Source organism: Myxococcales bacterium (assembly GCA_022563535.1).
Taxonomy (GTDB): domain Bacteria; phylum Myxococcota_A; class UBA9160; order UBA9160; family UBA4427; genus DUBZ01.
The window spans coordinates 1-25,943 of sequence record JADFNE010000059.1; the positions used below are offsets into that span (position 1 = coordinate 1).

Annotated in this window: 25 protein-coding genes; 13 read left to right on the forward strand and 12 right to left on the reverse strand. The window is 59.3% G+C overall.

Annotated features, from left to right (window positions below):
• The coding region (locus IH881_15710; protein MCH7869141.1) for an outer membrane lipoprotein-sorting protein at positions 1 to 417 on the forward strand (417 nt) is incomplete at its 5' end.
• A gap of 38 nt (positions 418 to 455) precedes the next feature.
• Here the strand turns inward: IH881_15710 and IH881_15715 are convergent.
• The gene (locus tag IH881_15715; GenBank protein ID MCH7869142.1) at positions 456 to 851 is read right to left on the reverse strand and encodes a type II toxin-antitoxin system HicB family antitoxin; all 396 of its coding nucleotides are present in this window, start codon (positions 849 to 851) and stop codon (positions 456 to 458) included.
• Between the two features lie 57 nt (positions 852 to 908).
• Entirely contained in the window at positions 909 to 1,100 is a 192-nt protein-coding gene (locus IH881_15720; protein MCH7869143.1) for a type II toxin-antitoxin system HicA family toxin, read from the reverse strand.
• 166 nt (positions 1,101 to 1,266) lie between these two features.
• On the opposite strand from IH881_15720, the gene IH881_15725 reads away from it, so the two are divergent.
• Positions 1,267 to 1,764 (forward strand): hypothetical protein, encoded by a 498-nt coding sequence (locus IH881_15725; GenBank protein ID MCH7869144.1) that lies wholly within the window; start codon positions 1,267 to 1,269, stop codon positions 1,762 to 1,764.
• A gap of 2 nt (positions 1,765 to 1,766) precedes the next feature.
• Positions 1,767 to 2,291, forward strand: coding sequence for a hypothetical protein (locus IH881_15730; GenBank protein MCH7869145.1), 525 nt, complete (start codon positions 1,767 to 1,769; stop codon positions 2,289 to 2,291).
• 38 nt (positions 2,292 to 2,329) lie between these two features.
• Here the strand turns inward: IH881_15730 and IH881_15735 are convergent, their stop codons facing one another.
• Positions 2,330 to 3,016, reverse strand: a complete 687-nt coding sequence (locus IH881_15735; protein MCH7869146.1) for a hypothetical protein — start codon at positions 3,014 to 3,016, stop codon at positions 2,330 to 2,332.
• A 386-nt stretch (positions 3,017 to 3,402) separates the two neighbouring features.
• Here IH881_15735 and IH881_15740 point away from each other — a divergent pair, with 386 nt between their 5' ends.
• Both IH881_15740 and IH881_15745 read left to right on the forward strand, forming a co-directional pair.
• Entirely contained in the window at positions 3,403 to 4,485 is a 1,083-nt protein-coding gene (locus IH881_15740) for a metallophosphoesterase (protein ID MCH7869147.1), read from the forward strand.
• Between the two features lie 212 nt (positions 4,486 to 4,697).
• Entirely contained in the window at positions 4,698 to 5,369 is a 672-nt protein-coding gene (locus IH881_15745; protein ID MCH7869148.1) for a hypothetical protein, read from the forward strand.
• A 9-nt stretch (positions 5,370 to 5,378) separates the two neighbouring features.
• Here IH881_15745 and IH881_15750 read toward each other — a convergent pair whose 3' ends face one another.
• From IH881_15750 to IH881_15765, 4 genes are all read right to left on the reverse strand, one after another.
• Positions 5,379 to 5,807, reverse strand: a complete 429-nt coding sequence (locus IH881_15750) for a nuclear transport factor 2 family protein (protein ID MCH7869149.1) — start codon at positions 5,805 to 5,807, stop codon at positions 5,379 to 5,381.
• 32 nt (positions 5,808 to 5,839) lie between these two features.
• Complete coding sequence (locus IH881_15755; protein MCH7869150.1) at positions 5,840 to 6,973, reverse strand: hypothetical protein; 1,134 nt, start codon at positions 6,971 to 6,973, stop codon at positions 5,840 to 5,842.
• The gene (locus IH881_15760; GenBank protein ID MCH7869151.1) at positions 6,966 to 7,847 is read right to left on the reverse strand and encodes a hypothetical protein; all 882 of its coding nucleotides are present in this window, start codon (positions 7,845 to 7,847) and stop codon (positions 6,966 to 6,968) included. The genes IH881_15755 and IH881_15760 overlap by 8 nt, the downstream gene beginning before the upstream one ends.
• 67 nt (positions 7,848 to 7,914) lie before the next feature.
• Positions 7,915 to 8,676: a hypothetical protein gene (locus tag IH881_15765; GenBank protein MCH7869152.1), complete on the reverse strand. Its 762-nt coding sequence runs from the start codon at positions 8,674 to 8,676 to the stop codon at positions 7,915 to 7,917.
• A gap of 101 nt (positions 8,677 to 8,777) precedes the next feature.
• Here IH881_15765 and IH881_15770 point away from each other — a divergent pair, with 101 nt between their 5' ends.
• Positions 8,778 to 9,062: a hypothetical protein gene (locus IH881_15770; protein MCH7869153.1), complete on the forward strand. Its 285-nt coding sequence runs from the start codon at positions 8,778 to 8,780 to the stop codon at positions 9,060 to 9,062.
• A 539-nt stretch (positions 9,063 to 9,601) separates the two neighbouring features.
• Positions 9,602 to 12,442 carry a response regulator gene (locus IH881_15775; GenBank protein MCH7869154.1) on the forward strand — a complete coding sequence of 947 codons (2,841 nt, stop codon included), beginning with the start codon at positions 9,602 to 9,604 and terminating at the stop codon, positions 12,440 to 12,442.
• Positions 12,443 to 12,466: 24 nt separating this feature from the next.
• On the opposite strand, the gene IH881_15780 is transcribed toward IH881_15775, so the two are convergent.
• The 4 genes from IH881_15780 to IH881_15795 form a co-directional block, all read right to left on the reverse strand.
• Positions 12,467 to 14,614, reverse strand: coding sequence for an EAL domain-containing protein (locus tag IH881_15780; GenBank protein ID MCH7869155.1), 2,148 nt, complete (start codon positions 14,612 to 14,614; stop codon positions 12,467 to 12,469).
• Positions 14,615 to 14,787: 173 nt separating this feature from the next.
• Entirely contained in the window at positions 14,788 to 15,318 is a 531-nt protein-coding gene (locus IH881_15785; GenBank protein ID MCH7869156.1) for a peroxiredoxin, read from the reverse strand.
• Positions 15,319 to 15,510: 192 nt separating this feature from the next.
• Complete coding sequence (locus tag IH881_15790) at positions 15,511 to 16,293, reverse strand: enoyl-CoA hydratase/isomerase family protein (protein ID MCH7869157.1); 783 nt, start codon at positions 16,291 to 16,293, stop codon at positions 15,511 to 15,513.
• A gap of 85 nt (positions 16,294 to 16,378) precedes the next feature.
• Entirely contained in the window at positions 16,379 to 16,741 is a 363-nt protein-coding gene (locus IH881_15795; GenBank protein MCH7869158.1) for a hypothetical protein, read from the reverse strand.
• A gap of 340 nt (positions 16,742 to 17,081) precedes the next feature.
• Between IH881_15795 and IH881_15800 the strand changes: the two genes are divergently transcribed.
• The 4 genes from IH881_15800 to IH881_15815 all read left to right on the forward strand — a co-directional run bounded on the left by IH881_15800 (position 17,082) and on the right by IH881_15815 (position 23,272).
• Positions 17,082 to 18,368 (forward strand): 2Fe-2S iron-sulfur cluster binding domain-containing protein, encoded by a 1,287-nt coding sequence (locus tag IH881_15800; GenBank protein MCH7869159.1) that lies wholly within the window; start codon positions 17,082 to 17,084, stop codon positions 18,366 to 18,368.
• Positions 18,369 to 18,450: 82 nt separating this feature from the next.
• Positions 18,451 to 20,160 (forward strand): cyclic nucleotide-binding domain-containing protein, encoded by a 1,710-nt coding sequence (locus IH881_15805; GenBank protein ID MCH7869160.1) that lies wholly within the window; start codon positions 18,451 to 18,453, stop codon positions 20,158 to 20,160.
• The gene (locus IH881_15810) at positions 20,157 to 20,981 is read left to right on the forward strand and encodes a hypothetical protein (protein MCH7869161.1); all 825 of its coding nucleotides are present in this window, start codon (positions 20,157 to 20,159) and stop codon (positions 20,979 to 20,981) included. Before IH881_15805 ends, IH881_15810 begins: the two co-directional genes overlap by 4 nt.
• A complete protein-coding gene (locus IH881_15815) occupies positions 20,978 to 23,272 on the forward strand; it encodes a hypothetical protein (protein MCH7869162.1) in 2,295 nt (764 codons plus the stop codon). The genes IH881_15810 and IH881_15815 overlap by 4 nt, the downstream gene beginning before the upstream one ends.
• Positions 23,273 to 23,290: 18 nt before the next feature.
• Here IH881_15815 and IH881_15820 read toward each other — a convergent pair whose 3' ends face one another.
• Positions 23,291 to 24,193, reverse strand: coding sequence for an FHA domain-containing protein (locus IH881_15820; GenBank protein ID MCH7869163.1), 903 nt, complete (start codon positions 24,191 to 24,193; stop codon positions 23,291 to 23,293).
• A 134-nt stretch (positions 24,194 to 24,327) separates the two neighbouring features.
• On the opposite strand from IH881_15820, the gene IH881_15825 reads away from it, so the two are divergent.
• Entirely contained in the window at positions 24,328 to 25,536 is a 1,209-nt protein-coding gene (locus IH881_15825; GenBank protein MCH7869164.1) for a VanZ family protein, read from the forward strand.
• A gap of 156 nt (positions 25,537 to 25,692) precedes the next feature.
• On the forward strand, positions 25,693 to 25,943 hold a 251-nt coding region (locus IH881_15830; GenBank protein MCH7869165.1), incomplete at its 3' end, for a hypothetical protein.

A 25,943-nucleotide genomic window follows, 5' to 3' on the forward strand; every position in this document is an offset into this window, starting at 1 on the left:
GACTTGAGCTATGAAGACTTCGAGCGCCGGTACGTAGACGACTACGACATCTTACTGCTTGGGGAAGAGACGATTCAGGGAGAGATTGCGTACGCGATTCGATGTGAGCCGAGGTACGACTCTGGCCATACGCACGCAATCTACTACGTGGCCAGGTCGGATCATGCGATTCTAGAAGTGCGCTACTTCCGCAAGAATCGGGCTGAGCCCGTCAAGGTTCAACGGGTCCCTCGCGACAAGATGATGACCATCCAGGATCATATTGTCCCGACGCAAATTTGGGTCGAAAACTTGCTTCGCCATACTGAGACTGAGGTTCGATTCAGTCAGATTCGAATCAATCCTGAACTCGAGGACAGCCTGTTCTCCAAGTCAGCTCTCGAAGTTGGGCGGCGGATCCCCTTTCTTTCGCGTTGAAGTAGTTTCGCCCGCCGGCAGCGCTTGATGGTTCGTGGCTATTTCTCCGCCAATTTCTCAAGTGCCGCTTCCTCGAGGAATCCCGCCCGAGTCATGCGACGTTTCTTCGTGTATGAGTCGATCTGCTCGAGTACGTTTTCCTTGAAGGTCACGTTGATTCGCACGACCTTGGGGGTTTCGTCGGCGACGTCGACCAGGAACGCGACCGCATCCCGATTATTCGAATCGCTCATCACGATATCGAGCAACGTAGGCGCGGGGATTTCGTCGCCGTCTTCCAGCATTCCTTCGATATGAAAGGCCAGTGCTTCGACCGCCGATTCGCGCGCCTCTTCGAGCGTGTCTCCGCCGGTAATACAACCGGGAAAGTCGGGGAAATCCACTCCGAACGCGCTGGCCGGGTCCTTTCGCAACAGAGCGATATAGCTCGCCATTCTTCTCAGCTCCTGCGGGCACAACGCCCGCCTTAGACGATTACCTCGCACCTCACCTCACTTGGGCAGCTTGATCCCCGACTGTTTTTCCATGCTCTTCCTCGTGCCTTCCGGCACGTCCTTTTGCGGGTGCTTCACCGTGACTCGCCCGGACTTCGTATCGTGCTTGAATTGAACGTGCGAGCCTCTCTGACCAACCTTGAACCAACCGTCTTTCTTCAGTGCCTTGATGATCTCTTTGCTACCCAAGATCTTTTGATACACACCAATACACACCAATACACATCAAGTCAAGTGGAAAGAATGGCCCAAAAGTCGACCAGAACCCAGATCAGGCTCAAGAATGCCCTCAGTTGGCCGAAGATGTAAATACGGATGTATTGACAATATCGGACTCCATAGCGAGACTCCCCCCATGCCCAGCACCCGCAAATCCCTGCAGCTCCAGATTCGGGTCTCGCCAGCAGAGAAGGCCGCGATCAAGCGACAGGCCGAGGAGGCAGGGATGAGTATGTCGGATTGGGTTTTGAACAAGCTGCTCCCCGCGCGGCAGACACAGTTTCAAGAGTTGGTGGCGGAACTCGCTGGCTCCGACACGCCGAGTTTTGTTTTTGCGGAACTGCTCGAGGTGTTCGGTGGGCTCAGCGCTAACGAATTTGACCAGGCCGTCTGCGAGGCGCCACGGGTGACACTCGAGCCGTACTGGGCAGGTTACTTGGCGTCGACGGTCGAGCATACGGCGGCATTGAAGAAGACTGAGCCGCCCGCATGGACCCGGGACGTTCCAGCTCTGGATGAACCCGCATTCGGTTCGTCACTGCAGAGTGTTCGGTGGTATCTCCTTACCCACTCGCCACCGGCCTTTAGCCAACGGAACATCTTCATCAGTGCAAACGTCGGGGATCGGGTTTAAGCGTGCCTAGTCTTTCGCGCGAGGACATCCTGCGCCTGTTCGAATCGCTCAATGTCGAATTGCGGCGGGTAGATGTCCGGGGGGACGTGTACGTCGCCGGGGGCGCCGTCATGTGCCTGGCCTTTGAGGCACGCGACTCCACCCGAGATGTAGATGCCCTGTACAAGCCGGCGGGCGAAGTCCGCGAAGCTGCGTTGCGGGTCGCTTCAAAGGAAGGCGTGACGGACCAATGGCTCAACGATGCAGTCAAGGGTTACCTGAGCGACAAGGGCTCTTTCAACAAGTTCCTTGAACTGAGCAACCTCAGGATTTTTTGCGCCGACGCAAAGTACATGCTGGCGATGAAGTGCCTGGCAATGCGCATGGGCGAGGGCTACCGGGACGAAGACGATATCCGGTATCTCCTGCGCTACTTGGAACTAGAGAGCCATGAAGATGCGTTGAAGATCATTGAGAAGTACTACGCGTTGGATTCATTTCCCGCTACGGCGATTGCGGCCTTGAGGGAATTGTTGCCTCGGGGATAGGACGCGCTTCATTTGCATGACATTCGCTGGCGGGTCGTCTACCGGCCTTCAGCCGCCCCAACCTTCATCAGCTTTTGCATCAACGCCAGCGCCGCTTGTGTGACAGCCGCGCCCATCGGGTCGCGCTGCATTGCTTTCGTCCGCCCCATTCCGATGTGGATGCCACCGGGAGTCAGGATGTTGATGAGCAACGACCCACGTTTAGGCGCTGGTGGGTGGGGCTCTTCAACGGGGGCCGTAGACTCGCCAATGGTTTCTGCAGCTCGAAGAAGCGGGTCAATGGAAGCGTTCATCTCTGTTGTTTCGGTGTCCCATATGACCGCCGCCCCGCTTTGATTGAAGTAGCGAGCTGTGCGATCGGTGTAGGCCGCTACTGCATCAAGGCCGTTCTTCAATCCGATCTCGACAACTACGCCAACCACTTCTGTACGCACGGCTTCGGGTGGAACAACGCCGAGCGCGCGCAAGCAGTGCCATGTCTGGAGATAGATCCGAGACTCGAGTTTAGGCATTGCGAGGATCTTGCGAAGATGCACGATTGCCGGCGCTGCGCCCTTTGAAGCGAGACGGCTTGCTTCGGCGAAGTGAGACCACGGTGGAGACTCGTAGTCGCTGGCAGCCATGCCCGTGCCAACGATGGAAAGATCTTCGTTTGCGAGGATCGACCCGCGGAGTTGGTAATAGACGGTCGGTTCGCGCTTCTTCCTTTTTAGAAACTCCAACATTTGCGGCGCGCCCTCCCGTGGCAACCGGGGATTGGAGGTCGAAGTTTATCACACTACATGGTGTTGAATACACTCTGTAGATCAGATAGCCGGAGGGGTGTTGCCGATCGAAACCAAAAAGTGATGGAAAACCGAGAAAATTGTGCAGGTGCGGAACTAGAACACCGTCGAGATCGGGATCGGCCGAATGGCGAGCGCTGCAGCAGAAGGAGCCGCTGCGGGTCGTCGTTCGAACAAGTCCTGGACAACTCTCACAACCCTACGCGAGCAATCTCCAAATATGGCGCCCCAGGCTCGTGATTCTCGCTCGGCAGGGCCGCCTTGGCCGGCTCCCTGTGTCATGCTTGCGCGGCCGGCCACAGATCACCTTATAAGGAAGTACGAGTTTGCCAACAAGCTGTATTGCTGAACTTCCCAGCACTCCCATTGATATCATTGGTGATATTCACGGCGAAACTTCCGCCCTCGAGTCGTTGCTGAAGAAGCTCGGCTACGACGATCTCGGCAATCATGCTGAAAAGCGCCGGTTGGTCTTTGTTGGCGATCTGATCGACCGCGGCCCCGACAGCCCGGCTGTGCTGCGTACCGTCATGCGCCTGGTCGAAGCCGGCAACGCCCAGTGCATTGTCGGCAATCACGAACTCAACGCCATCCGGGACGAACCCCGGAAGCGACGCTCGGGGGAAGGCTGGTGGTACGGCCGGTGCGAAGATGAATACGAATACAAAGCCGTGGACCCCGATGAGAAGGAGCGCACATTCCTGCCTTTTCTCCGCAGCCTTCCCGGCGCACTCGAACGAGAAGATCTCCGGGTCATACACGCGTGCTGGCACGAGCCTTCGATTGAAAAGCTGCGCGGCGCCAGCAGCGTGATCGACGCCTTCAGGGCAGAAGAAGCGGCGAACGAACCGAGGCTCAAAGAGTTGAATCAGAAGTTGAAGGCGGTTGCAGGACCGACCTTGGGTCCGGCTATTCGAGACCGAGAAAACAAGCTCTGCATCATTCCCGAACTTGCCCGCCTGGATGAAGCCAACCAGATGGGCAACGCAGTCAAGGTCACGACGTCGGGAATGGAGTGTGTGGCGGAAGACAGTTTTTGGGCGTCGGGCAAGTGGCGGATGGTGCGCCGGGTGCCGTGGTGGGAAGATTATTCGGGCCCCCCCGTGGTGATGGGGCACTATTGGCGACGCTACTTCCCGGAACGCCCAGCGAATGATCAAAAGATCGAAGCAGACGTGTTTGGCACTACGCCCCCGCAGCAGGCACTCGGGCCCGAGCGCAAGGTCATGTGCATCGATTATTCGGTCGGGATGCGGTACGCGGAACGCAACAAAGCGGCAACTTCGCTTGGCAATCCGGGCGGGGCTCATGAGGTCCAGTTCAACGGCTGCCTGGCGGCGCTGCGCATTCCCGAATGGCAACTGGTATTTGATGACGGGCGCAAGAGCCTGCAGGTAGAGCGAAGCTGATCCAAAGGCCTACACTGAACTCATTCAGAGCGGTCGCCGAATTTTCGTCAGCCGCTTTCCAAGCTGAGAACACTCTGCCTGACCGTGCAACAAATACCTCGATAGAGCATCTTTCGCCGTCGTTCCTCGACCCGAAGATCCTGCAGACGCTCATCTACCCGCGGATCGAACAAACCCACTACTGGTCTGATTCCTGGGCCCCCGATCTATACGTGGCCATCGCGCGCGCGGGCTTTATCTGTGTTTCGATCATCCATCCAGAGCTGGGGGCCGTACTCATTCCCGAGCTTCAGCAGAGTTATGCGGTGCTCGACTGGAAGAACCTCCACTGCTCACGCCACCTGCGGAAGCTCATGGCATCGGGGAAGCTCGAGGAAGACGGTATCGAACTCCGGGTCGCCAACCCCGGCGACAACGTGCTCGATCGCTTGCTCGATTATCACGGGGAAAACAACTGGATTCACGCGCCGTATCAATCGCTGGTGCGCGAACTCGCTCTCCAGGGAAGTAACAATTTTGCCATTCATGGAGTGGAGCTGTGGTCTACGCGTCGGGACGAATTGATCGCGGGTGAGCTCGGTTATTCCATTGGGGCGATCTACACGAGCTTGTCGGGGTTCTGTGCTCGCGAGTATCCCGAATGGAATCACTATGGGATATTGCAGCAGGTGCTACTCGCTGGTGCCTTGCGAGAGCGCGGGTACGAATTTTGGAACATGGGAGACGTAACGCTCCCGTACAAGAAGGCGTTGGGAGCCCGTATCCTTCCCAGGGCGGATTTTCTCGATCGGTGGTGCGCGGCGCGCGACATTACGCCGACCACACCTCTGTGCAACGGCAATTCGCTTTGCGACTTTACGCGTCAGGCAAACCCGGCAGACTAGGGCCGCGCCCTACCCCATCTGCTGTTGCACGAACTCCATCATCTTCGGCGCGATGATATCCCGGAGCGCCTCGAGCGAGTTCATGGGACGGATCATGACGTCTAGGTTCGTGAGTTGGCCGCGATCATTGATCGTGATCAGATCCATGCCTTGCAGGGTCATTTCACCGATGTGTCCGTGAAATTCGAGCGCAATCTCGCCGTTTCCCTGGGAATCAATGTGCCATTCCCGGTGGTAGGTAAAATCTTCGATCGTGCTGATGACCAGCCCCAACAGGTGATGGACGAGCGGACGACCGCTCAGCTTGTCCCAATACGGCGGCGCGCCCATGGTGACGTCTTCGGCGAGAATCTCTTCGAGCGCGGCGACATCCCTTGCGGCAACAAGGGGGTGCCACTTGGCGAGAAACTGCTCATTTCTTGAAGTAGCGGTGGTCAAGTGTCGGTTCCTTTCTCAAGTATCGGTTCCTTTCAATGTTTGTGCCGAGGCGTTCCGTCGGGGTGCCTGTGACTGCGGGGTGGACGGTCAATCGGATCTAGACGATCAATGGCTTGGGGATCGATCCGGGGCGGCGGTTCAGGCATGTCGGATGGCCGGGAAAGAAACCGGAAAATGCTCCTGCGCAAGCGCGAGCGGCGATGTCGGGACCGCTCGAAATCGAGCCGTTCGAAGTCTTGCAGCAGTTGCTCTTCACGGAGCAGTTCAACCCGCTGCGCCGCAAAGTTTCCCGCGCTTGTTCTCGAAGCGCGGACGCGCACGCGCGCTCCCACCTCGGGGCGCGTCGACGTTTCGCCGTCGTCGAATGCTTCTGAGTCGATGTGCACATACCCGAGATTCAAGCCATCGACTCCGACTGCATGGACGTACCCCTCAACGTCGATCTGATCGACCTCCGGATCAAAGAGATCTTCTATATCCAACTCCATCACCCTGTCGGTGAGCGCTGCATATGCCGGGTCGACGCGACTGGCGACAATCGTTCCGTCCGGTCGGCGCAGACCACTCACCGCGACGCGATGGCCCGCCACCAGGGAATCCCAATCGACAATAGATCCCTTCGCGGGCTCGACCACCTGGCCCATCACGGTGAAGCTCGCTGTATTGACTTCCGCAACCGGTCCCACCACCGCAAAGACGATATCAATTACGAGCGCTTTCTCATCTCGGGCCACGACCTTGACGACCTGGCCAATCTCGAGATCGTCGCTCGTGGCGCTCTCTCCGTCGAAGAAAACCGAGACCTCGGCATCGTATTGGATGCGCCGCCCATTCAGACAAATGCTTCCAAAACCAGTCACGGTCCCGAACAAGCCCGAGCCCCCAATGCCGTCGTCCTCACCGCTGCCCGTATGGCCCGTGCCACCGATGCCATCGTCATCGCCGCCATGACCACCGCCGTGTCCCAGCGCGAGAAATTCGGCACGCACAGGTTCCGCAAGACCCGTTCCACCAATGCCATCTTCAGACTCTACGGCGGGGGGGGCGCTGATCACCCAGATCGTGTTCGTCTCCGACGCTATGGGACACTCACTCGCGGCCACCCGGGGCAGCAACATGGACAACGACAAGCACATCACTGCAGCCGAGAGCATCCGCCTAGTCATCTTGATCACCTTCACCACCATCACCACGATCGTCCGCCACGTCGGCTTCTGTTTCGTAGAAGTAGACACCAAAGTTGATGCGGCGGCGCTCGCCGCCTTCTGCTGCCGATTGCCTTGCCGCAAGCGCGCACTCGTTGACCCGCATCAGGGCATCTTGCCCCACTTCCCGGGCCAGATCGTTCAGGGCCGGCACGGCGTCTTTGGGAATGGAGCCGTAGAAGGTGCTGCGTTCGAAGAACGGTGGATCGTCGGAATCCAGGTTCGCGAATGCGGCGGACATGTGGTCGCGCACATTGCGCCCGAGGTAGTGGGCCTTCTGGTCGTATCCCTTTGCCGGTACCACGGCTGCCGTGCGGAGCTGCACGCAATCTTCTTCATCGAGTGTCGCCACGCCCAGGCGCAACCATTCGTCGAGGATGGAGCGCGGATGGATATCGACACTGACCGAACGGACCAACTGCTGAAACGAAACCGCACCGCCGGCTCTTGCTTCGCGGGGCAAGGTCCTCGGTCGCCCGGCCGCGTCGACCCAGGGAGACTCGGCAATCCAGCGCTGAATGATCTGCGCGCCCAAGGTCACCGCGAGTGGAGGCCCACCCCGGCTCTCGACCTGTTCGCGAACGCGCTTGGCTTCGCGGCGATGAATTCCCGTCATCACGCTCAGACGGCTCAGCGTGACACGCTTCTCGTCCAGCTGAAACTCCGCATCGGCAACTTCGATATAGAGCGCTTTGAGCAAGTTGGACAGGTACGGGTGATGGACCTGTTGCTTGATCAAAAGTCTGACCAGGGGACGCAAGATGGTTCGCAGCGCCGCGATCAGCGATTGCGGGGGCTCTATGCTTTGCATCTGCTGCGAATCTGTTTCGCTCATGCATCCATCTCCGAGTCGTCACACTCGCACGCGCCGAACCCTGCGCGATATTTCCGGCCAACGGTTCTCATGGTCTGGGCGGCTTGAAGCTAAACGAAAGCCCGACCCCATAGTCGGGGCTGTATTTGGAAAGACCCAGCAATCCATAGGGACCTATGGACCACCGCTCACTGACCTTCACCCTGGCGAACCCCAACAGTTCCTCGGTGTCACTGACCCCGTCAGAACTCGCCTCGAACCAATCGTATGCCAGCCCACCGCTCAGCCGGTCGGTGAATCGGAAGCTCGCTCCGATGGAGGTAAAGAAACGGTCGCTGAGTCCTGAGCTCGTATAAAATGTGCGACCAAAGCGGGTGAACCCCGTCACCCGACCGTACTGTTTGAACGCATCTCCAAAAACCGAGAACCCCCACATTCCACTCCCCAACGATTTGTCCGTCTCGGTGTGGGCGATCAACTTGGCGGACACTTCAAACCACGGGACCCACTTGCGAACGGGGGCAATCAGATAACTGAAACGGCCAGAGATCTGACCGAGCCCCTGGCTCCTGCTGGATAAACTCCCCGGGCTATCGACAGCGACGCCATCGATAAAGACAACTGGGATCGTGACGATTACTCGATAGGGGTAGAGATCCGCCTCGATGCTGAGCGGCATGAAATAGATATCGGTGTCCTCCCCGGCACCGTATTCGCCCGTACTGTAGTCAAAGCCCAGTGTGTACTTGAGGAGAACGGGATAGGGTTCGGCAGCGCGTACCTGCGGTGCGAGCAGGAGAAAGAAGACGAGGAGTGCGGCAGTAAAATCAGTCGCGAGAATGAGCGCCACACTTCTTCGATCAGCAGTTGGGCAACAGGAATGAAGGGGCATGCTGCAGATCTCCGAGCGGACCGTGCCTGGCTCTTGACTAACGCGTGCGGGTGTTCGGGATGGCGACGCCTTGCGGGCGCCGCCACCCATCAAAATTCTATCCGTTCATCGATCAGTCGCGCTACGGAAGATCAGGGCGTACCGGTTGCTCGGGGCGCGCCGGTTGCTCGGGAATATCAGGGCGTACCGGGACTTCAGGCCGGTCCACTCGCACGGGAAACTCCGGGCGCTCGGGGCGTTCCGGGCGGTCGGGCCGTTCCGGGCGATCGGGGCGGTCCATGCGATCGGGGCGGTCCGTGCGGCCGGGATGCTCGTCGTTGGGCGTCAAGCCGATCGTCTCGTGAATCAGAGCCACTCGCTCTTCGGGCGAGAGTTCGTGCTGCTCCCCGCTGAAAATCGGGGGCTTTTCGAAGTCCGGCGCCTGGTCCTGGGCGGCAGCGGAGCCCGCGCCAATCAGCATCGCCAATGCGGCGAGGCCGAGGCACGGTCGGCCGAGCCTACGTAGCAAATCATTTTTGGTCATCTCTCTTCTCCCTACTCCACGCCCTACTGGGCGTCTTCAGTTTGTTTCTATTTGTTTCTATACATAAGACACATGGGACATAAGACACATGGGATATTATCCCATTCACCGTTCATTGTATGTGGGATTTTATCCCACGACAACTTTTTTTGAGAAATACGCAGAAGATCTCGCAGGCAATTGGAAACAAAGGGGTACTGGAGATCCCCCTATCGGGCGGAATCGGGTCGCCGGTTGAATGTTCGCAGACTACGCGAAAGCTGGTCGCAGGAAGCGTCGATAGGTGGGGAGCAATGATGGGCGTAGCCCGGTCGGAGATCCGGCTGGGGCGACGCCCTTGCATTGCCGGAGCGATCAGTCTTGAATTCTACAATCTTGATTGTCGACGATCTGCGCCCCAACCTCGATCATCTCGGGGCTGTGTTGACCGAATCCGGCATTCGCATCCTCGAAGCCGAGTCCGGGACGCGGGCCCTCGCGATCGCCCAGGCAATACGACCCGATGCCATCCTGATCGACATCGTCATGCCCGAGATGAATGGGATCGACCTCTGTCGAAGCCTGAAGGCCATTCCCGAATTAGCCGAGATCCCCATCCTGCTGATTACTGCGCATACGGCGGAGGAGGAGCAGGAGGTCGAGGCCTACGAGGCCGGCGCGATTGGCGTACTGATTCGCCCAATCCCAGACGCTGTCCTGCTCGCTCGTGTAAATTCGGCCATCCGGCACGCAGGGCGGGGACAACTCGTCGCTGAGAGCGAGACCAAGCCCGACGCGGCTTGCCTCGTCGAATCGATCATGAGTAGAGATGTGGCGCGCGTGAGGCGAAACAGACCACTTCAAGAAGTCGCGCAAATCATGGCGGACCGCAAACACTCGTGTCTGCTCGTCTGCGAGGAGGGCCGGCCGATCGGCATCATCAGCGAGCGCGACATGGTCGGCGTGCTGGCCCGAATCGGAAACAGCGGTCTCTCTGAATCTCTCATTGCCGCGGATGTCATGAGTTCTCCCCTGGTAACGGTAAAGGAACGGTCCACCTTGGGTATGGCCAATTTCAAGGTGAGCCATCACCCGATTCGCCGCTTGCCGGTCGTAGACGAAGACGGCCAACTCGTCGGCCTCGTTACCCAATCAGACATGGTTCGAGCCCTTTCCAAAGAGGTGGAGCGACGGGGCAGCCCGGGGGCCAGAGACGTAACCGACCGCACGGCAGAGCTCGAGGCTCGGATCGAGGAACTCGAAACCGGGAATCGCTTCAAGACCGAGTTCCTGGCTCATATGAGCCACGAGATTCGGACACCGATGACGGCGGTCATCGGATTTGCCGAGAGCCTCGCCGAATCGGCCGATGTCGGGAGCGATGTGGCGGAGGCGGCCGATACGATCCTGGACAGCGGCCGGCATATCCTGGAACTGATCAACGAGATCCTCGACTTGAGCAAGATCGAGGCGGGTAAGCTCGAACTGGATATCCGACGCACCTCGCCCTTCGAAATTGCAGAGACCGTCGCGAATCTCATGCGCGATCGCGCGCGGGATAAAGAGCTCGACTTTGCCGTCGAGTACGACGGCGATCTGCCCGAGTGGTTCGAAACGGATGCAATGCGCTTGCGCCAGATCCTCATCAATCTCACGGGCAACGCAATCAAGTTTACGGATACTGGACAGATCGGACTGCGTTTGCGGTATCGGGCCGGCGATCGCCCCTGTCTCGAGTTTTCGGTAACCGATACCGGGATCGGCATGAGCCCGGACCAGCAGGCCAAGCTCTTCCAGCCGTTCACCCAGGCCGAAGCGAGCACCGCGGCGCAATTCGGCGGAACTGGACTCGGGCTCTCGATCTCGAAACAACTCGCACAATCGCTCGGGGGTGACATTCGCGTTTCGAGTGAGGCGGGAGCGGGGACTGAGTTCACCGTTCGAATCAATCTGCAAACAACGTCGGATGTCTCGTTGGTGAGCTACGAAACCTACAAGTCGGGCGCGCAGTCGGCCGAGACCGCCGCCGGTCCCGATAGCGGGGAACTGCCACAGATTCCGTTCAAGCTGCTTCTGGTCGAGGACACGCGCACCAACCAAATTGTAATCGAGCGCGTGCTCCGCAAGGCGGGCGCCGAGGTCTGGGTGGCGGCCAATGGACTCATCGCTACCGAGATGGCTCGGGAAGCGCTCGAAAACGGCGATCCCTACGACGTCATCCTGATGGATACCCAGATGCCGGTGATGGACGGCCGTGAAGCCACGCGCCTGCTCAGGAGCGAGGGGTACGATCTTCCAATCGTGGCGTTGACGGCGAGTGCCATGGTGCATGATCGACAACTCTGCCTGGATGCGGGCTGCAACGACGTCGCGACCAAGCCGATCGATCGGCGCAAGCTGATCACGACGATCAAGACCTTCGCCGACAGTAAGCGCCGCGGGGAGCGCGGGACCTACAAAGTGGTGAGCGAGGTTGATGCAACGAAGATTGATTCTTCGATCAACGAGGTGACGACGAAGGTTGAAGCTCCGCACCGGGTGGAGAAAGTCGCCACCGCGCCGGCTCCGACGGTTTCAGCGGCCCCGTCGTCTCCATCCGGGCTAGGCGTCGTATTGAGCGATCTCCAGCAGGATATGCTGGGGGAGATCTTCAACCTGGGTCTTGGCGTGGCCGCAGCAAGCCTCTCGGAAATGACACAGGAAGAAGTTCTGATCATGGTGCCGAAAATCGCCTTCGTCGAGCGCGCCGAGGTCGCCAGAATTCTGGAACGGGAGCTCTCGAACCAGCTCTCCGCCGTGCGTCAGGACTTTAGCGGCAGCCTCGATGGCGAGGCCGTACTTGTCTTCGCCGAGGAGAAGATTCTCGGTCTCGTGTCCAGTGTATTGGGCGACGACATCCCCAGCGATCTCACCAAGGAACTCGAAAATGACGTGCTCGCCGAAGCGGGCAACATCATTCTCGGGGCGTGCATGGGCACCTTCGCCGACAACCTTCGCCTCGAACTCGACCCCTCGGTTCCGAGAGTCGTACAAGGCAACGGGAGCAAAGTGCTCGAATCCGACACTTCCTCGGACCGGCCGGTCCTTCTCGTCGGCATCGATTTCAGAATCGAGTCGCGCGAGATCAGCGGTTTCTTGAGCTTCATCCTGGACCTTGAAGCCACCCAACTCCTGATCTCCGCAGTGGACGCTCACATCGAAAGGCTCGGCATCGATTTCTGAGCCGTAAAACGCAAGTGCAGGCTGCTAGGCGTCCGGCTTTTCGTTGTCTGCCTTGAACTCGATGATGAAGCGGAGAAATTCGTCAATCGGCAGGGCGGCAGAAATCAGGAATCCCTGCAGCGCGTCGCATCCCCACTCGGTGAGGATGCCGCGTTGATCTTCGGCGTCGACACCTTCCGCGACCACTTCGAGTCCCAGGCTGTGGGCCAGCGAGATGACCGCTGCGGCCACACCCGCTGCGGCCGGGTCCGAGTCGATGTCGCGCACAAAGCAGCGGTCGAGCTTGATGGAATTCAGGGGGAAGCGGGGCAAGTAGCTGAGTGCTGAATAGCCCGTTCCAAAATCGTCCAGCGAGATCGAAACCCCCATGGCCTTGATGTCGCGCATCATGAGTGCAGTGTCTTCGTCGTCTTGCAGCACGAGGCTCTCGGTGATTTCGAGTTCGAGCAGATTTGGGTCGAGACCCGACACCTGCAGAGCATTTCCCACCACGTTCAGGAAGTCGTCGCGCGTAAACTGGATGGTCGACACGTTGACCGAACAAATCAGGTTCAGTCCGTGCTCACGCACCAGTTTTTCGGTGTCCCGGCAGGCGATTGCCATGATGTGGTTGCCGAGCGGAATGATCAAGCCCGTCTCTTCGGCTAGACCGATAAACTCCTTCGGCGAAACGCCTCCGAGCTCGGGATCGTTCCAGCGCGCCAACGCCTCCATCCCGTAGATCTCTCCGGTCGCGAGGTTGAGCTTTGGCTGATAGTGGACCTCAATCTCGTTTCGCTCCATCGCGATGCGCAGACGGCTTGCAATCATGAGCCGGCGCTGGGCCGCTTCGTTCATGCTGTGGCTGTAGAACTTGTAAGTGTTGCGACCGCATTCCTTGGCGTGATACATGGCCGTATCGGCGTTGGCCATCAACGACTCGCCGTCGTCCCCGTCTTCGGGGAACAGCGCAATTCCGATGCTCCCGAGCGCGGACACATGATGGCCCTCGATCTCGATTACTTCGGAAAGGACTTCGAGGATTCTGCCTGCGACCTCTCCCGCGTCGTCTGCTTCGTTGACATCGGAGATCAGGACCATGAACTCGTCGCCGCCAAGGCGAGAGACGTCGGCCAGGTTCCGCCGGTGCTCGGGGCGAGCGACCAGATCGTCGCCACGAGTTCGCGCGCGCAACAGATTCGCGACGTGTCGCAATAGCTGGTCTCCCGCGCTGTGCCCGTACGCGTCGTTGACCCGCTTGAAGTTGTCTAGATCCATGTAGAGCAGCGCGAGCCGCCGACCTTCGAGTCTTGCAGTCTCGATGGCCTGCTTGAGGCGCTCGGAGAACAAGTGGCGATTCGCCAGGCCCGTGAGGCTGTCGTAGTTGGCGAGATAACGGATCTTTTCTTGATCGAGGCGTTGTTGCGTGATGTCCTGAATGGTCCCCACGATCCAGCGTCCCTGTCGGCCATCACCGACCATCAACTTCCCTTGTTGCTGGACGTGCCTCACCTTGCCGTCGGGCAACAGGATCCGGTGTTCGACCCGATAGCTCTTCGCGGTATCGAGTGCATCCCCTGCGTATTCGAGGACCTCCTTGCGATCATCGGGATGCACGCTCTGCCAAAATGTCGTGTGGGTCATTTCGACCTCGCCGGGTTCGAACCCCAGGACCCGGTAAGTCTCGTCGGACCAACTCATCTCATTGGAGTCGGTATCCCATTCCCAACTGCCAATGCGAGCCAGTCGTTCGGCATGGGCGTGAGCAATTTGAGATCGACGCAGATTGCGCAGCGTCTTCGCGAGCATGAGATGATGGCGAACGCGGGAGAGCAACCATGCGCCCGTACACGGAAGCATGATGAGATCCGCCGCACCGGTATGATGTGCAACGTCGCAAACGTGAGCATCTTCGCGGTCGAGCATGATCAGAACCGGAGGCGTGTCCCAAGCGATGCGCCCAGAAATCATTGAGCTCAATGAGAAGGCGTCAGTGTTGCTCGAACTGGCAACGGCCAGCACGAGCGACACAGTATCTTGTTCGAGGCACGCAATAGCCGAAGCGGAGCAATCGGTTTCAAGCACCGTCGCACCCTCGGCGCGCAGCAGAGTCGCGAGCACCCTTCGGCGCTCGAGATCTGAATCTCTGAGCAAAATCCGAGCTTCACCAAAATCGAATATCGAGTGTGGCACGATCCTGTATATCGGTGGAATATCATTGTTTCTTCAGCAATGGACGAGAAAACTTGGCCCGCGCTCGGAGGCGCACAGGACCGAGATCCAACGCCTTCGTCCGAGTTGCGTATCTAAGTAGCAACATTGACCCTCCTTACGAGGACAGCCCTGTTGCTACCGCGCTGGCAAACCTAGGACTTGGGGGAGAAGCCCAGCTCCGCAAGTTTGTTGGCAATATCCTCACCGGCACGCGACACGCTCACGCCGCGCTCGATGGCCCGGATCGTACCCTCGATGTCGATGTAAAACGTCCAGCGCTTTGCATACAGACCCGCAATGCCCAGCACCCCATAGGCCTTGGCCACTCTTTTGCTCGTGTCGCTGAGGATGGGAAAATTCAACGTCAACGACTCCGCAAACTGGGCGTTCTTCTCCGGGTAGTCGAGGCTCACCATGAAGTATGCGATGTCAAATTTTGAGATGGCTTTTTCGCTGTCCCGCAGCGATTTGGCTTCGATCGTTCAGCCAGGGGTCGCGGCGCGTGGAAACCATGCCAGCACGACGGGTTGCTTGCCGCGGTACTGGTTGAGTTGGTGAACGGCCCCGTCGGATCCCTGTAGCGAGAACTCCGGAGCAGCGTCTCCCACGGCCAGGGCGTCAGGGCCGCCGCCGAAGAGCGCCGTGCTGGAGAACATCATCTGTGCAAGAGATTTGTCGTTCATGTTCTTCTCCACTGTCTCGATGGAAACAACCACCGAGACTGAAACCGCCGACGTTTCCGCCCACGAGCCCCCGCAGAAAGAATGCCACAACCAGAGGAATGGGGGACGCGGCTGAGGCCATCCTCAATCCGGTACCGGCGGTTTCCTCGACCCGCCAAAGCCCTCCGATCTCGTTCTCGATGCTGATGACTCTCAGTCGTTCGAGACGTTCCCATCGGGGTCGCCGCCCGGATCATCGAAGCGGGGCCAGTTTGGCCAATCCTTGCTCACCTTGAGTTTCCAATTTGGAGCGCGGCGCTCCATGTAGGCCGCGGGTCCTTCCACTGCGTCGGACGTTCCCATCAAGTGATGGTGAAGTTCGGTTTCTGCTCGCTCGACCTGATCGGCACTCAGGCCTGTACTCTGCCACAAGAGTTTCTTCGTGATCGCGACCGAAAGAGGCGCTGCGTTATCTGCGATATCTCGCGCGATCTCCATGGCTACAGTGACGACCTCGCTCGCCGGGACTGAGCGGAGCACCAACCCCATGGCCGAGGCTTCCTGACCCGTAATCTTGCGGCCCGTCAGCAACAGGGAAGCCGCGCGTTCGGTCCCCACCAACCTCGGCAGGGTCCAGTGACAATGCGCGTCGGGCAACATGCCCCGACGGACCTGCAATACCCCGTACTTGCCTTCATCAGCGCAGATCCGCATGTCGCACTGCAGGGCCAAGGTAAGGCCCAGCCCCACCGCGTGACCGTTGAGCGCTGCGATGACAGGCTTGCGCACCTCCCACGCGGGAGGGTTTACGGGCGAAGCACTGAAGTTCGAAACGTCCTGGCTGGCAAATGTCTCGACGCCCGCGGACATGTCTGCACCGACGCAGAACGCCCGACCGGCACCGGTCAGAATGACGGCGCGCACGTCGTCATCTTCGTCGCAATGCCGATAGGCCGCGCCGAGTTCGCGCCCCATGGTTCCGCTGAACGCATTCATCTGCGCAGGACGGTTGAGCGTAATCGTCGCGACACCGTCGCTCTGATCAAAACGAATATCCTGGTAGTCGCTCACGCCAATTTCCTTACGTTCGAGAATCTGTGACCGGTTTCGACTCGTCGAACCGACGCTGGAAACACTCGAGCGCCTTCGACCAGTCGATCATCGCCGGTGATTTGACCTTGGAGCGCTCGATGCAGGCATTTGCAATGGCAAACTCGGGCGAGGTTTCCGACGCGGCTTCGATCCGCATCAGCAACTCGTTTGCGGCGGCGGTCTGCTGCTCACGACAATTGAGCCGCGCTTTCGGCATCTTTGGCCAGATGTTCGCGCACACGAGATCGATCTGGGCTGCGCTATCCGCCGCGGCTCGCCCCGCAGCCGGCGCGATGCCGAGCAAGACGACCACCAGGACCAGGGGCGTCCGGTTGTTTCGCAAATTACCCACTACACGACCTCTCTCGATTCACGGCCGGACTATAGCGAGACGCCAACCGCACCAGATTTGCAGGGCCTTCATCGGCCACAGACAGCCAGGGGGTTGATTTCAAACGTCGTTTGCAAGCGAGAAGCTCCGGGGATCGAGCCCCAGAAAATCAACACATTCGCGCGAGTGGACCGCGACCTGCTCAAAAGAACTGGCTTCCCTCACCGTCGCATTCTCGGTACCGTCCGCAAGCACCTGGACAATCAGTGTCTTCGAATTCGGCTTCGATGCCGGCCTTGAGGAGTCACGAATCATGATGAACTTCGAGTTCAGCGGCCCTCGGGCCAGGTCGGGGCGCTAGATGTCGCCCGCAGTGGTCGAAACCCTGGTTCAAGTCGTGGGGATCCTGATCGTCGCCTTTGCCTTTGCCGAAGTCGGGCTGGCGACGGCCTCACGTCTGAGAAGATTTTCCTTCGAGAAAAACCGCTACGACGTCGCCCTCGAGAACCTCGAAGAGCGGCTGATGACTGCGCGGGTTCGCCGAGTGGATCGCGAGCGCGAGAGCCAGTCCTGGAACGGAATTCGGAAGTTTCGCGTCGCCCGCAAGATCAACGAGGGCGGAGACATCACCTCCTTCTATCTAGAAGCTCACGACGGAAAGCCAATTGCTTCTCATCAGCCGGGTCAGTTCTTGACCTTTTCGTTGAAACTGCCAGACAAGAAACGACCCGAAGTACGCTGCTATTCGCTTTCGGACATGGCGCGGCCTCATGGTTATCGCGTTTCGATCAAACGCGTACCGCCTCCCCGCAAGTTGCCCGATGTCCCGCCGGGCAAGGTTTCCAACTTCATGCACGACGACGTGAAAGAGGGGGACATCCTCGACTGCCTCGCGCCGGCTGGAGATTTTTTTCTCGACCTCACTCATCGCAGCCCCATCGTCCTGATTGCCGGGGGGATCGGCCTGACACCCATGGTCGCAATGTTGAACGCGGTAGCCGAGCACGGCTTCGACCGCGAAGTATGGCTGTTTTACGGTGTACGGGACGTCAACGAGCAAGTCATGGTGGACCATCTGACCGAAGTAGCCCGTCAGTACCCCAACCAGTTCAGGTTCAACATGTGTTACAGCGGCACCGACATCAGCACGCTGCCGCCGGACCCCGACATCAGCCGGCACGGTGAGCGAGTCAGTGTCGACCTGTTCAAGCGCACTCTGCCTTCCAGCAACTTCAACTACTACATCTGTGGCCCACCGCCGTTGATGGACAGCATCACCCACGGCTTGCGCGAATGGGGCGTCCCGGATGGGTACGTACACTTCGAATCCTTCGGACCCGCCAGTGTGACGAAGACGCCCAAGGCCGAAGAAGTCGCCGCCGCCGCGGGTACCAATCTGACCATTTCATTCTCCAAGTCGGGAGAAGAATTTCAGTGGGATCCGGCTGCGGGCAATATCCTCGCCTTTGCCCTCGACAAAGACATCGACATCGCCAGTGGGTGCCGGGCGGGCAGTTGTGGAACCTGTGTGTCGGCGATCAAGGAAGGCGAGATCGAGTACCTGAAACCACCGAGCACGAAACCCGACGAAGGTTCGTGTCTGACCTGTATCAGCGTTCCAAAGACCAATCTCGTAATCGACGCGTAGATCGCCCGGGTTTCGGGCGCTGTTGTTGTAACTAACGCTGTACCAAACACTGTTCCCAAAGCTGTACCCAAGCGAGGAGATCATGTCGAGCACGCCGATTGAAGTTCGCCGTCCGCAACGCTGGGACGAACCCTTCGACGAAAGGCCGCTCTCTAGTCGAGATGTCGACTGGATCCTCAGTCACGCTCCGTTCAGCGATATCGATGAGAGCGATTTTTTGGGCTCGGCGTCGCTGCGCGACATCCTGGGCAACGACACCCGCATTGTCCGCTGCCTCCCCGGAGACATCGTCTATCGCACTGGCGACTACGGGACCTCTGCGTTCTTTGTCTTGACCGGGCAGGTGCGCGTCGTTCTCGACCGGGGCGACGAAGGCATGACCGAGAAGATCAGTGGCAGCGTCCTCCACACCCGGCGCGGCTTCATGGGTGCGCTCTCTCAACTCTGGAAGAACACGAAGTCTCCCGAGGTACGTAACCTTGCGCCGGACGCGCAGTCCGCGAAGGTCCGCAGCAAGGGATTGTTCGTGCAAGATGTTCCCGCCGTGCTGAACGAACACGAGACCACGATCATCGGCGCCGGACACTTGTTTGGCGAGTTGTCCGCCCTCGGGCGCACACCTCGCACCACTACGATCTTTGCCGACAGTCAATGCGAACTTCTAGAAGTTCGCTGGCAGGGTCTACGGGATCTGTCTCGTCGCTCCAAGTCCCTCAACAAGACCGTCGACGACCTCTACCGCAAAGACGCCCTCGACGAACAACTCCAATCCACCCCGATCTTTGCAAACGTCGATCCAGCGGGGCAAAAGCGTCTGGTCGAAGAGACGATCTTCCAGAACTACGGCAATCGGGAATGGGCCGCCACCTACAAGGCGCTGGCTGAGAAAGGCGCGGCGCAACGGCTCAAGAAAGAACCGATCATTGCGGAAGAGGGTCACTATCCCAACGGATTGATCCTGATTCGAAGCGGCTTTGCCCGGGTGAGCAAACAATTTGGCAATGGTCACCGCACCCTCAGTTATCTCGGCAAGGGCCAGATGTTTGGGCTCGAAGAGATCTATCACAACTGGCGGAGCACCGATCCCCTGCCCTACCGCTTCAGTCTGCGCACGGTGGGCTATGTCGATGTGCTGCTGGTGCCGACCCGGGTCATGGAAGAGGTCGTGCTGCCAAATCTTCCCGAAGAATTGATCCCGGATCCTCCAGTCGGAGATGTCCGCAACGGCGGCCACCTGGTCTCCGACTCTGGTTCACAAAAACACACCCAGCATCTCGAACAACTCGTAGAGGCACGCTTCATCAACGGAACCGCGACCATGATGATCGACCTCGAACGCTGCACCCGTTGTGACGACTGCGTGCGCGCCTGTGCAGCTACCCATGACGGCAACCCGCGGTTCATTCGTCACGGCGCCCAGGTGGGCAAGTTCATGATCGCCAATGCGTGCATGCACTGCGTCGATCCGGTTTGCATGATTGGATGTCCGACGGGCGCAATTCATCGAACGGTCGGGGGCCAGGTGGCGATCAATGATCCGACCTGCATCGGCTGTGGAACCTGCGCGACAAACTGCCCCTACGACAACATTCGCCTGGTTGAGATCCGCGACAATACCGGGAGCCTGGTGCTCGATAAAGAAACACAGGCGCCGATCCTGAAGGCGACCAAGTGCGACCTGTGTGTCGACCAACTGGTGGGCCCGGCTTGCCAGAATGCTTGCCCCCACGACGCGCTCCAGCGCGTAGATATGCGACAGACTCAGACCCTGTTGGAGCTGCTCGAACGTTGAATAACTTCGCAAAACGTCGCTCCATCAACTCGACGGTCTTCGTGATCGTCTCGTTGATCTCATGGTTCTTGTTCTCGGTTCTCGAGACCTCCATTCGCGCGACCTCGTTCTGGACTGGCTGGCTGCTGTTCTTTCTCGTGACCACCCTCGCGCTCTTCAACGGCCGCAAGAAGTTGCCGTTCTTGCCCCTCGGCACCGCAGCAAGCTGGATGCAGTACCACATCTACGCGGGCCTCTTTTCCATCGTCGTCTTCTTCGCCCACACCGGGGCCGGCATGCCCAGCGGCATCCTCGAATCGAGTCTCAGTGTGTTGTTCGTGTTGATCGCACTGAGTGGTGTCCTGGGCTTGATTTTGTCGCGATTGATTCCGGTCGGCCTCACGACGCGAGGCGAACCCGTGCTGTTCGAGCGCATCCCAACCCTCCGCATGGGCTTGCAAAGCGAAGTTGAAGAGTTGGTGGTCTGCTGCGCTCGCGACAACCAGACCACCACAATCTCCGACTTCTACACCAATCGTCTCGAGCCATTCTTCCGCGCGCCGAGCAATCTCAGCTACCACTTGCTGGGCTGGTCACGCCCAATGCGCGAACTCGAACGCGAGATTGCGGCGATGGACCGGTATCTCAACGACGACGAAAGACGCGTGATCGCCGAGATTCTCGAGTTGGCCCAGCTCAAAGACGACCTCGACTATCAATGGGCGCGCCAACTCGTGTTGAAGGGCTGGCTGTTCATTCATATTCCGCTGACCTTCAGCCTGCTCATCCTGTTGGTGCTGCACATCTTCGTCGCCTACGGATTCCGGGGGAATCTCCCGTGACAAGGCGACTGCAGCAGACGAGTTTCGACCGCAGCCACTACGAGCGTCCAGACCGCGAATGGGTCTGTGGGCGCACGGGCCACGCCTGTCCATTGGGGCCCGACAATCGGGGCGAGTGCATAACGACTCACGAATGCAGCCCGTACAACGAGAACGATCGCTGGAAATGCTCCAGACAAGGTTCGTATGGCGGTGAGTGCGCCGACGGACCCTTGCCCGACGGCGTCTGTTGTAATGCGGTGTCGACCTGCCAGCCCCGGCGCAGCGTGCGCGCACTGCGCGGGCGGGCGGTGCGCTGGGCCGTCGTGATGACGGTAGGAACCCTCGCCATTGCGCTCGGCGCAGATCGGGGACTCTGGTTGGTGTTTCCCGGCCCGGTGACCCACCAGCACGGAACCATCGAAAACGACTGTGCGAGTTGTCACGACGCCGGCACCGGAGGTCTCGCCCATTGGATCAGCACGGCAATGATGGGACAGACCGGAGCCTCGGATAGCCAGCGCTGCCTCGAATGTCACAATCTCGGCCCTTCGAGCATGATCGCCCACAGCTTGCCCGCAACCGATCTCGCCCAGACGACCGAGCGCTTGAATCAACGCGAACTCGAAACATCGCGACCACTTCGCTTCATCCTGGCAGGCCTCGGTCCCGGACTGCCCTTGCAAGCAGGGAACGAACTCGCCTGCGCGGTTTGCCATCAAGAGCACCGGGGAACGGACCACCAGCTTGCGGCACTCAGCAACAACCAGTGCCAGGCCTGTCATCTGGTTCAGTTCGATCGCTTCTCACAAGGCCATCCTCCATTGGGCGTCTACCCCTATGGACGCCGCACGCGAATCATCTTCGACCACAAGTTCCATCGCGACGAGATCTACGAAGACGAAGAACGGGATTTTTCGTGCGTCGACTGTCACGCCCCGGAAGCCACCGGCCGCACCATGACGGTGATGCCTTTCGAGACGAGTTGTGCGAGCTGCCACGAGCACGAGGAGGACGTCTACAGTTCTGGCAAGCGCGGCATCGCGTTCATCAATTTGCCCGGGATCGATGGACGGAGGCTGCGCAGGGCCGGAATCGACATTGGACAATGGCCGCGAGTCGCAAAACCGGTCACGCCGAGTCCCTTTGTCGACTTCTTGTTGGTCGGAGACGATCGGCTGAGCGATCAGGACCGACAGACGGTTGCGGGCCTGGGCACCGCCCAGTTCGACGTCTCGAACAGAACGCACGCGGAACAACAGGCCATCGGTCGCTATGCCTGGTCGTTGAAGCTACTGCTCCGAGACATTCGCAGTTCTGGTCACCGGGCAATCGAATCGCGACTGCGCAATGACCGGGTGATGGGCGATGGCGATCTCCCCATGGGCCTCCTCAGCAATCTCGCCGGCGGCCTTCAGCGCGAGACGTTCAACACTGCGATCGACGGGTGGTTTCCGGATCTCGCAAAAGAGGTCGCGGTATTTCTCGATGTGACTCGGAATCTCGATCAGCTCCAAGACATGAATCGCAATCACTGGGCGGAGATCAATCGACAACTTCGCGATCTCGCGCGACAACGCGCAGGATCTCGGGGAGCAACCGCTTCGGTCAGTAGTTCTGGAGAAAAGTGGGTCCGCGAAGGGGGTTGGTATCAGGGAACCAAGGACGCATCGATCCGCTACCGATCGAGCGGCCATGCAGATCCCTTCGTTCGCGCCTGGTTTGATCTCTCGGGATCGTTCGCACACACCGGCAACCCAGCGGGTGATGCCGCGAGCGCGGCAGAAAATCTATTTGCTGGACTCAGGGATTCGGAAGCCACGGGAAGATGCGCACGTTGCCACAGCATTGATCCCGCCAACTCGAGCTATGGATCGCCGGGCACGACGCGCAAGGTAAACTGGAAGCCCTTTACTCCCGAAGCGAACCAGCATCTGCCGACGGAGTTTCGCCACCAGCCTCACTTCAGCCTCGACAACGCCGATCGGTGCGACACGTGCCACAGGATGCGCGAGTTTGACGAGGAAGAGTTCAACGACGCCTACGATGCAGAGGCTTCCCCGGAAGGCCATGTACTGAACTTCGAACCCATCGCGCTGAGTGTCTGTGGCGGTTGCCACACCCCGAATGCTGCGGGTGACGATTGCGTGGCCTGTCACAACTACCACCTGGGAAAATCGACCCCGATGTACCTCACGGCCACCAGCGGCAAGCGTGCCGGGGATGCCGATAGCGAAGAGGAAGGCGATAGCGGAGGGGAAGGCGATTACGAAGGGGAAGGCACTGACGATGGAGACGACTCGGACGAATAGGAACCCGGTCCGAGCTTTCTAGTCTTCGTAGCGAAGTTCTTCGCTACCGATTCGGATCACATCACCGAAGCGCAGTTCCTTGTTTTCGATCCGCTGGTTGTTGACCCAGGTCCCGTTCACCGAGCGAAGATCCCAGATGTGTACGCGCCCGTCGCGGATTCGAAGTTCGGCGTGGTTGCGGGAAGCATCGTGGCCCGTAATCACCATGTCGTTGTCGTCGAGTCCGCCGATCCTAAAACGAGGATTCGTGAGCTCGACGCGGTCGCCCTTCCGTTCTCCTGAGAGGAACACGAGAGTGGGCACGGCCTTGGCCCAGAAGCGCCACTTGAACTTCTTCTTGGGTGTGGCTGCCGGTACCGAACTTTTTGCTTTGGCGGCTGGGAGGGGCGGCGCTGGTTGCCTTGCGACGACCTGCGGCGCCCGGTTCGCTTGAGAAGTACTCGGCGTCACCGGCATCACACTGCTGGTCGGTTTCAATTCCGCATCGAGGATTTTTAAAGATAGAATCGTCGTCCCCAGCCGGATCCGATCCCCGGCCACGAGATTTCTCTCGACACTCAACGCGTCGTTGACCCAGACTTCCTTGCCTTCGGTCACGCGGAGCACGATCCGACCGTTCTCGCAGAGGATCCAGACGTGTGATCTGGAAATCCACCGGCTGTTCAAGACGATCGAACAGTCGACTCCGCGACCGAGATGGTTCTCACCTGCGTGCAGCTCGAATGTTTCGCCCACCAGATCGCCTTCGACCGCGGTCAGCGTTGCAATGACCGCATCCGAAGCGCCGCCGGCGGCCGGGATCGGACTTGTGGGAGAGGCCTGCGCGGGGGCCGAGCTGCCGATGACGGTGGGTTCACTGATTCCTCGATCACCGCCCCCGGAAGTCGAACCAGAAAATCCGTCGCCGTCGCGAGTTGCCACCCTGTACACCTCCAAGTAGACACGGAATTCTATCACGACTCTCTGTCGAGACATTACAGGACACAGCAAGAGTCGGCCTGACGTCAGGACGCACCGGTCAAACTGGCGCGCAACTTCAGCTATGCTCGCCGTTCATGCCGAACCGCCCGACCGCACGCCTTCGGGGCTCTCCGATCGACTTGGGTCTGGTCCTGGTTTTGCTGATCTACGTAGCTGGCCTCGTATTCGTAGGCCTGACCCCCTTCTCCTTTTCTCCAGCCAACCGCGTCGAGCCTCTGGGACGGGGCCCGGGGCTGCAGTTCGACACCACGGGAATCGCCACGAGCCGGGGAGAGATCCGGGACCCGGAGGAGTTTCCAGACAACTCGCTGAGCATTCACCTCAGGATCGAACCCGACGACGAGCCCCGAACTGGACTCGGCACAATTTTTTCCTTGGCGGACAACGATCGCCTGCCCCGCTTGATCATCGCACAGTGGAAAACCTGGCTGGTGGTTCGGGTTCGAGATACGGATCGAGCAAGTCGCGGTTATTGGGAACTCGACGCCGCGGGATTTCGCAAAGGCCAGACCCACTTTGTCACCATTACCTCGGGACCCAGCGAGGGCACGGCGATCTACCTCGACGGGGTCGCAACCGGAGACACCCGGCGGCACAGCATCATTCGCAACAGCGAACCGTTCTTGGGACGGCTGCTGCTCGGCTGTCTCGGCGACGGTTCCGCGGGTTGGCGCGGCAAAATCTCTGGACTCGCAATCGCCAACACTGTGTTCAACCCCGAAGAGATCGCCGCACAATACGAACTCGTGGTCGACGACAATTTCTCGGCACTGACCGGTACCCGAGCACTGGTCGCGCTCTATGACTTCACAAGTGCGGACTTCACAAGTGCGAATCCCACAAACTCAAGGACCGGAGACAAAGAGTTATTGCATACGGTTGCGAACCGAGTGGCGAACAGCTCTCTGGGCGAGATTGAAATTCCGAAGATATTTTCGCCCCTGCGCCCGGCGGTATTCGCAATTCCAAACCTGCAAGACATGAAGGCCGATTGGTTTCTAAAGGACCTGCTCCGCAACATCGCCGGGTTCCTGCCCTTGGGTTTCATCGCTTGCATAATCTTGCTGCGCAATCGGAGCGCTCACGGCTACGTGATTACGATCCAGATTGCGCTCCTGGGGGCTCTGTTGAGCCTCGGGATCGAAGCGGTACAAATCGCCTTGCCGATGCGGATTTCGTCGCTCAGCGATTTGTATCTCAACGTGATCGGCGCCTGGATCGGCAGCGTGATCGGGTTGGGACTGCGACACACCTGGTTGGGAAAGCCAAGGACCGCGACCTGATCGGTTCGAATCAGCTACGCCCCCTCATCATTTTGCTCATGCTCATACCCGAGGAGGGACGCTCCATCGATGGATCCGCCGCCGATGGCCTGGCCGCACTGCACAAACCATTCGTTTCCCGGTAACCTAGTGTAGGGCAATGCGCGAGGGGGGATAATGCGAGACACACTCTTCTGGGCATCGTGTATCACCGCCACGGTGGTCACGGTCCTGACACTTGGCTGTGCGACCCCGAGCGAGCGCGCGGCCATCGCACAACTCGACAACTGGCTAGCACACAAGGCTGTTAAGCAAACCAACTCGGTGCTGCCTAGCGAACCAGGGCTGGCAGACTTCGAGCGGGTCGCGTTCGAGAACTCCCCGGTTCTGCGCGCCGCCTACGAACGCTGGCGCAGCCAGGTTAGCGC

Bases quoted from the DNA above. Each gene is read 5' to 3' on its own strand.
- IH881_15725 (MCH7869144.1), top strand. From the start codon at position 1,267: ATGCCCAGCACCCGCAAATCCCTGCAGCTCCAGATTCGGGTCTCGCCA.
- IH881_15760 (MCH7869151.1), bottom strand. From the start codon at position 7,847: ATGAGCGAAACAGATTCGCAGCAGATGCAAAGCATAGAGCCCCCGCAA.
- IH881_15735 (MCH7869146.1), bottom strand. From the start codon at position 3,016: ATGTTGGAGTTTCTAAAAAGGAAGAAGCGCGAACCGACCGTCTATTAC.
- IH881_15805 (MCH7869160.1), top strand. From the start codon at position 18,451: ATGTCGAGCACGCCGATTGAAGTTCGCCGTCCGCAACGCTGGGACGAA.
- IH881_15825 (MCH7869164.1), top strand. From the start codon at position 24,328: ATGCCGAACCGCCCGACCGCACGCCTTCGGGGCTCTCCGATCGACTTG.
- IH881_15755 (MCH7869150.1), bottom strand. From the start codon at position 6,973: ATGACTAGGCGGATGCTCTCGGCTGCAGTGATGTGCTTGTCGTTGTCC.
- IH881_15770 (MCH7869153.1), top strand. From the start codon at position 8,778: ATGGCGACGCCTTGCGGGCGCCGCCACCCATCAAAATTCTATCCGTTC.
- IH881_15790 (MCH7869157.1), bottom strand. From the start codon at position 16,293: ATGAATGCGTTCAGCGGAACCATGGGGCGCGAACTCGGCGCGGCCTAT.
- IH881_15800 (MCH7869159.1), top strand. From the start codon at position 17,082: ATGTCGCCCGCAGTGGTCGAAACCCTGGTTCAAGTCGTGGGGATCCTG.
- IH881_15715 (MCH7869142.1), bottom strand. From the start codon at position 851: ATGGCGAGCTATATCGCTCTGTTGCGAAAGGACCCGGCCAGCGCGTTC.